Here is a 4583-nt window from a genome sequence, read left to right as displayed (position 1 = left end):
GTCCGAGAACGGGTTGGCCGCGAAGGCGCTGCCCGCTATGCCCAGCACGAAGGCCAGGGCCAGAACGATGGTAAAGTTCTTTTTCATTCTTTTTCCCCCTTGTTTTTTGTTTTCGTTTTGTCGCCAGGCGTCAGGGGGGCGGATTTTCCCGAGTGTCCATGTTTCCTCCGGAAGGCTCCTTGCCCTTTCGCGCCTGTATCTTTAGCTTGCTCCGGCAACCGCTCACGGGGTTCGGGGGGCACCTCCTTTCTTTCCCGCCGGTCGGCCTGCAGCTCCAGATCCAAAAATAAAAGCGGCTTTGATAAAATAAGTGGTTAAATATAATATGAAACAATTGCCGTAAAAAAACAGCCAAAAGCCCACAATAAAAAGTAAATAAAAAGTGGTTAAAACAATGCCGCATTCTCATAATATACGATTGCCCGGCCCGTGTCAATACATTGCCGCAAAAAAACTGCGGCAATGCATGCCGCAGTTATGATAACGCCTTGAGGCACCGCAAATTATTTTGCCCAAAGCCCGTCAACCGGCAGAGAAGCGGCTTGTCCGCGCGGTTTCGCCCGGAGCGGAGAATATGGAATCCCTATTGTTTTTTCCTGTCCGCCTGTGGTAGTATAAGAATGTGCGTATGGTGGCCGGCCAAAGCGCGCAGGTTGAGCAAAAGCCGCGAGCCGGCGCCGCTGTGTCCGCGTGCTGCCCGGAAGGGGAAAGCCCATTGCCGATAAAAGCAAAAACAACCCTTAAAATCCGCCCGATGTTTTCCGCCTGGCTTTAAGCTTATGATTGCTGCGCGAGGCCGAATTCCGCCGCCAAATAAGCGATAAGTTCCTCGTGCGACAGCGTCTGCCCGTCTTTAAGGCCATCTTTGCCGGCGGCGCCCGCCAAAACTTCTTCTAAAAAAGCCTGAAAATCCGGGTCATCCATAGTGGCCGGCGTCCGCCCGGCATCTTCGGGCAAGGCGGCGCTGCCTTTTCCGGCAGGTTCCTTCATGTCAATCACCTCAAGGCCATTATAGCACAAAAATAACAACTTGGAGGCTTAACGATGCATTTTTGGAAAAAGATCTTCCCCGTATTGTTCGCGGCAATCCTGCTCACCCCCCTCGCCGCCCCCGCCTCGGCCGCGCCCAAGGCGCAGCCGGTAAAAATCGCCTATCTTGACCGGGGAGAGGCGTTCCGCCGGCATCCCGGGGCGCAGGCGGCGTTCAATGCCGTCATGTCGGAGCGGAACCGCCTGCAGGCCGAGTACAACGAAAAAGCCAAAAACCTTTCCCCCGAGGACAGGCAGAAACTTTCCAATGAGCTTTCGGCGCAGGCGGCGGCCAAGGAAGCGGAACTTTTAAAGCCCATCCAGGCGGACATCGACGCGGCCATTGACGCGGCAATGGAAGAGGGCGGCTACGCTTTCGTCCTGGAAAAGAACGCCGTCATACGCGGCGGCACGGACATAACTGCGGCAGTCGTGAAAAAAATCGGCGAAAAATGACCGGCTCCGCCCCGCGCGGGCGGACAAGCGCGCATACAAGCAAGGATGAAAGCATGGCTAAAATCACACTTAAAGCCCTGTCGCTGCGTCCGCCTTGGGCGGACGCCGTTGCCAGCGGAGAAAAAACCGCAGAAATTCGCTCATGGACTACGGACTATCGGGGAGATATTTTAATCTGCGCCTCACAGCGCGACCCCAATTTGAGCGCGCTTGAAAACAGGCTTTTTGTCTGCGGGCACGCAATCGCAATCGCCACCCTTTTCGCCATTGAGCCTTTCACCGAAAAGCACCGCAAGGCGGCGGCCTATGAGGATGATTGGGAAATCGAGCCAAAAAAATATGCCTGGCTTTTCAAGGACGTTGTTGCCATTGAGCCGATACCCGTAAAAGGCAAGTTGCACCTTTTTGAAGTGGAGCTTGACGAGGAGCAAATAAGGCAGGTGTCCATAAACGATTTTGATAAATATGCTTTCGCTCATGGCCTGTGCATAACCGACGAAGAGTTTGAAAAGTTGAGCAAAGGCTCTGCCCGGCGCGGACGGACAAGCGAGCAGCTTTAGCGGAAGAAAAACGAACCGCTGACAAGCCGCTGCGTCGCCCTTTTCGCCGCGATGTCCAAAAGGCATTGCCGCTGGCTGCCCCTTGAAGGTTGGCCTGCTTGGGGATATTTGGCCGTAACCGGGCGCCCTGCCCTTTGAATTGCGCGCCGCAAAATCGCCGCCGCAATTTCATAATGGACACAAGGCCGCCCAAGAAAGAAAAAATGGCTTTGGGGGCGCAAAGGGCAAAATACATAAAGGCGGGTGACGCGACTGTGCGAAAAGACCTTCAGGTTCCCGACGAATATGACGAAATGGCCGCCATGCCGGCGGACAGGCAAACATCGCGCGTAGTTACCGAATTTTTCACGCCGCTTTTGGCGCGGGCCGAAAAGGAAAGCGCGGAGATCCTGCCGTCCTTGTTAAAACTCAAAAAGTTAATTGGCGACGAGGATTTCGATCTTTATATAAACACGCTGCAAAACGTCCGGCGCAATGAGACGACGGTGCTGCTCATAACCGACAGGGCGCTGCATAAAACCAACATAGAGGCAAGGTTTCTGGGCAGGATCGGGGAAGCGTTCGGCGTTGAGTTCGTGCGCGTGGTTGCCACCGGTTGATTGCGCGGCTTATGAAATATGTACTGAAAGCGTTTCTTTGCGTTTGCCTTTGCGTTTGCGCTTTCGCCCCGGCCGCCGTTTGCGCTTTCGCCGACTCTCCCGTGGCGGTCGTTGTTTTGGATCGCACCGGCGGCGTCGTCGACAAGGATTTTTCCGAGTTGTGGACGGAAATGGTAAGGCGCCGGTTTCATTTTCCCGACTACAAATTGATCGGCCGGCAGGAACTGTTGCGGGTTTTGCGCGGGCAACTGCCGCCGCCGGGCAGAAAGCCCCCTTATTACCGGGCGGAGGACTTAAAGCTGATTGCCGGACGGGCTTCGGCGGACTTGCTTTTTGTCATAATCGCGGACAGGCTGGACGAGGCGCTCATACACTCGCGCTGGCCGTTTGGCGAAACGCTGCTTAGGGTGAGCGTGTCCATTGACCTTATGGCCTATCGCGTGGCCGACGCCAAACATTTGGAAAAGAAAATCCGTTATTTCAAAACGGACGTTTTGGGCACCGCCCTTTCCGCCGAAAAGGTCGCCAACGAGCAGGTCGGCGACGCCATAGACGAATTCAGGGCTAAATTGCCGACTCTTATTATTGCGCAAGGAGACGCGGACAATGGCGGACAATAATGCCAACGGCATAAACGCTGCGGCATCAACCAGTTCCAGCATGGAACGGGGCCATTCCCAGCCCGGCGGCGTATATTCTCCCGGGCGCGGGCGCGTACGCTCCGTACTCACCCCGGAAGAAGTACAGCGGATAAACGGCGAGAGCGCCCGTTTAGGGAAAAGGGGCGGTTTTTCGCCGGCGGCGATCGTCGACATCTCCAACAACGCCAGAAGGCTCTGGCAGGACGACTTGAACAGGCGCGGCGGCGCCCTTAGCATCGCCAAGCCCTATTTCAGCAGCCGCCTGCTGGACAAAATGCGCCGGGCAGGGCAGCTTGGCCCGGGCGGCTTGGCATCCCTGGCCTACAAGCGCATGGTGGACATATTTATATAAAGGGGCCTTGCGGCGCGGCAAATTTACCGCAAAGACAGTCCGGGATTTCAGCCGGCAAACGAGGCAAAGCGCCCCCTGCCTTGACTGAACCGCCCAGAGGGAACGGACAAGGAATAAAAAGCCCTGTCGGAGGATATCGTAGAGTTACGCAGCCTGACATCGTTTTTCGAGCGGTGTCAGGCGCGTTTTTGTTTGGATGCGCTCGTTGTTGCAGAAATCGACGTGCTCGTTGACGAGTTGCCTTGTTTCATCAAACGAGGTGAGCTTATGTTGGTATATGCACTCTGTTTTAAGAATGGAAAAGAAATTTTCAGCCAGTGCATTATCATAGCAGTTGCCACGTCTCGACATGGATGGAGCAATGCCGCAATCTTTAGTTAAGTTGAAATATGCTTGCGAGGCGCATTGAAACCCTTGGCCGCTGTGGAGGCGCAACTCTCCGTCGACCGTTTCTTTTTCTGTGGCGAGGTTGATTGTGTCCAAAACAAGACTTGCCGTCTGTTCGGTTACGGCCTTGCAGTCGACAATACTGTTGTCATAGAGATCGCGAATCATGGACAGATACAAAACGCCTTTGGTTGTGTGCATGCATGAAATGTCCGTTGCCCATTTGGAATTTGGTCTATCGGCAGCAAAATTGCGATTTGACAAGTTTTCATGTTTGTGAAGCTGCTGCCCCATCTGCTTGTACTTCTTGCGACGACGTATCTCAGGTAGCAACCCATATTGATGCATGATGCGCAGACTCGTTGTGGGGATGGAACGCCAGGATCTTCTGCGTTCCAGGCAAATTTGAACGCGCCGGCAACCATAGGTTTTGCCGCAGTTTTTCTGACACTCGGCTATGAGACCGGCAAGTTCCACATTTCGCGGCGGCAATCCACGACGCTTTATTCATTTTAACTTTTCGCAAAAAAAGTAAAAATTTTTCGCAAATTTTTTGGAA

At 54.2% G+C, this 4583-nt stretch carries 7 protein-coding genes; 5 read left to right on the top strand and 2 right to left on the bottom strand.

What is annotated here, in order from left to right; translation table 11 throughout:
- Positions 1-777: 777 nt before the first annotated feature.
- Complete coding sequence (locus LBO03_08835; GenBank protein ID MDR3349677.1) at positions 778-990, bottom strand: hypothetical protein; 213 nt, start codon at positions 988-990, stop codon at positions 778-780.
- Between the two features lie 54 nt (positions 991-1044).
- Between LBO03_08835 and LBO03_08830 the strand changes: the two genes are divergently transcribed.
- From LBO03_08830 to LBO03_08810, 5 genes are all read left to right on the top strand, one after another.
- Positions 1045-1485, top strand: a complete 441-nt coding sequence (locus tag LBO03_08830) for an OmpH family outer membrane protein (GenBank protein ID MDR3349676.1) — start codon at positions 1045-1047, stop codon at positions 1483-1485.
- A gap of 53 nt (positions 1486-1538) precedes the next feature.
- Positions 1539-2045 (top strand): ASCH domain-containing protein, encoded by a 507-nt coding sequence (locus tag LBO03_08825; GenBank protein MDR3349675.1) that lies wholly within the window; start codon positions 1539-1541, stop codon positions 2043-2045.
- A 254-nt stretch (positions 2046-2299) separates the two neighbouring features.
- A complete protein-coding gene (locus tag LBO03_08820; GenBank protein MDR3349674.1) occupies positions 2300-2644 on the top strand; it encodes a hypothetical protein in 345 nt (114 codons plus the stop codon).
- Positions 2645-2655: 11 nt separating this feature from the next.
- The gene (locus tag LBO03_08815) at positions 2656-3264 is read left to right on the top strand and encodes a hypothetical protein (protein MDR3349673.1); all 609 of its coding nucleotides are present in this window, start codon (positions 2656-2658) and stop codon (positions 3262-3264) included.
- Positions 3251-3637 carry a hypothetical protein gene (locus LBO03_08810; GenBank protein MDR3349672.1) on the top strand — a complete coding sequence of 129 codons (387 nt, stop codon included), beginning with the start codon at positions 3251-3253 and terminating at the stop codon, positions 3635-3637. Before LBO03_08815 ends, LBO03_08810 begins: the two co-directional genes overlap by 14 nt.
- 144 nt (positions 3638-3781) lie before the next feature.
- On the opposite strand, the gene LBO03_08805 is transcribed toward LBO03_08810, so the two are convergent.
- Entirely contained in the window at positions 3782-4501 is a 720-nt protein-coding gene (locus LBO03_08805; GenBank protein ID MDR3349671.1) for an IS3 family transposase, read from the bottom strand.
- Between the last annotated feature and the right edge of the window lie 82 nt (positions 4502-4583).

The organism is Acidaminococcales bacterium (assembly GCA_031290885.1).
In the GTDB taxonomy this organism is placed as follows: domain Bacteria; phylum Bacillota; class Negativicutes; order Acidaminococcales; family JAISLQ01; genus JAISLQ01.
Note: the sequence above shows the minus strand (reverse complement) of the source record. Positions and strands in the feature narration are given on the sequence as shown.

What these genes read in the sequence shown, in the direction of transcription:
- LBO03_08835 (MDR3349677.1), bottom strand. Translation starts at nt 990, where the DNA reads ATGAAGGAACCTGCCGGAAAAGGCAGCGCCGCCTTGCCCGAAGATGCC.
- LBO03_08830 (MDR3349676.1), top strand. Translation starts at nt 1,045, where the DNA reads ATGCATTTTTGGAAAAAGATCTTCCCCGTATTGTTCGCGGCAATCCTG.
- LBO03_08825 (MDR3349675.1), top strand. Translation starts at nt 1,539, where the DNA reads ATGGCTAAAATCACACTTAAAGCCCTGTCGCTGCGTCCGCCTTGGGCG.
- LBO03_08815 (MDR3349673.1), top strand. Translation starts at nt 2,656, where the DNA reads ATGAAATATGTACTGAAAGCGTTTCTTTGCGTTTGCCTTTGCGTTTGC.
- LBO03_08810 (MDR3349672.1), top strand. Translation starts at nt 3,251, where the DNA reads ATGGCGGACAATAATGCCAACGGCATAAACGCTGCGGCATCAACCAGT.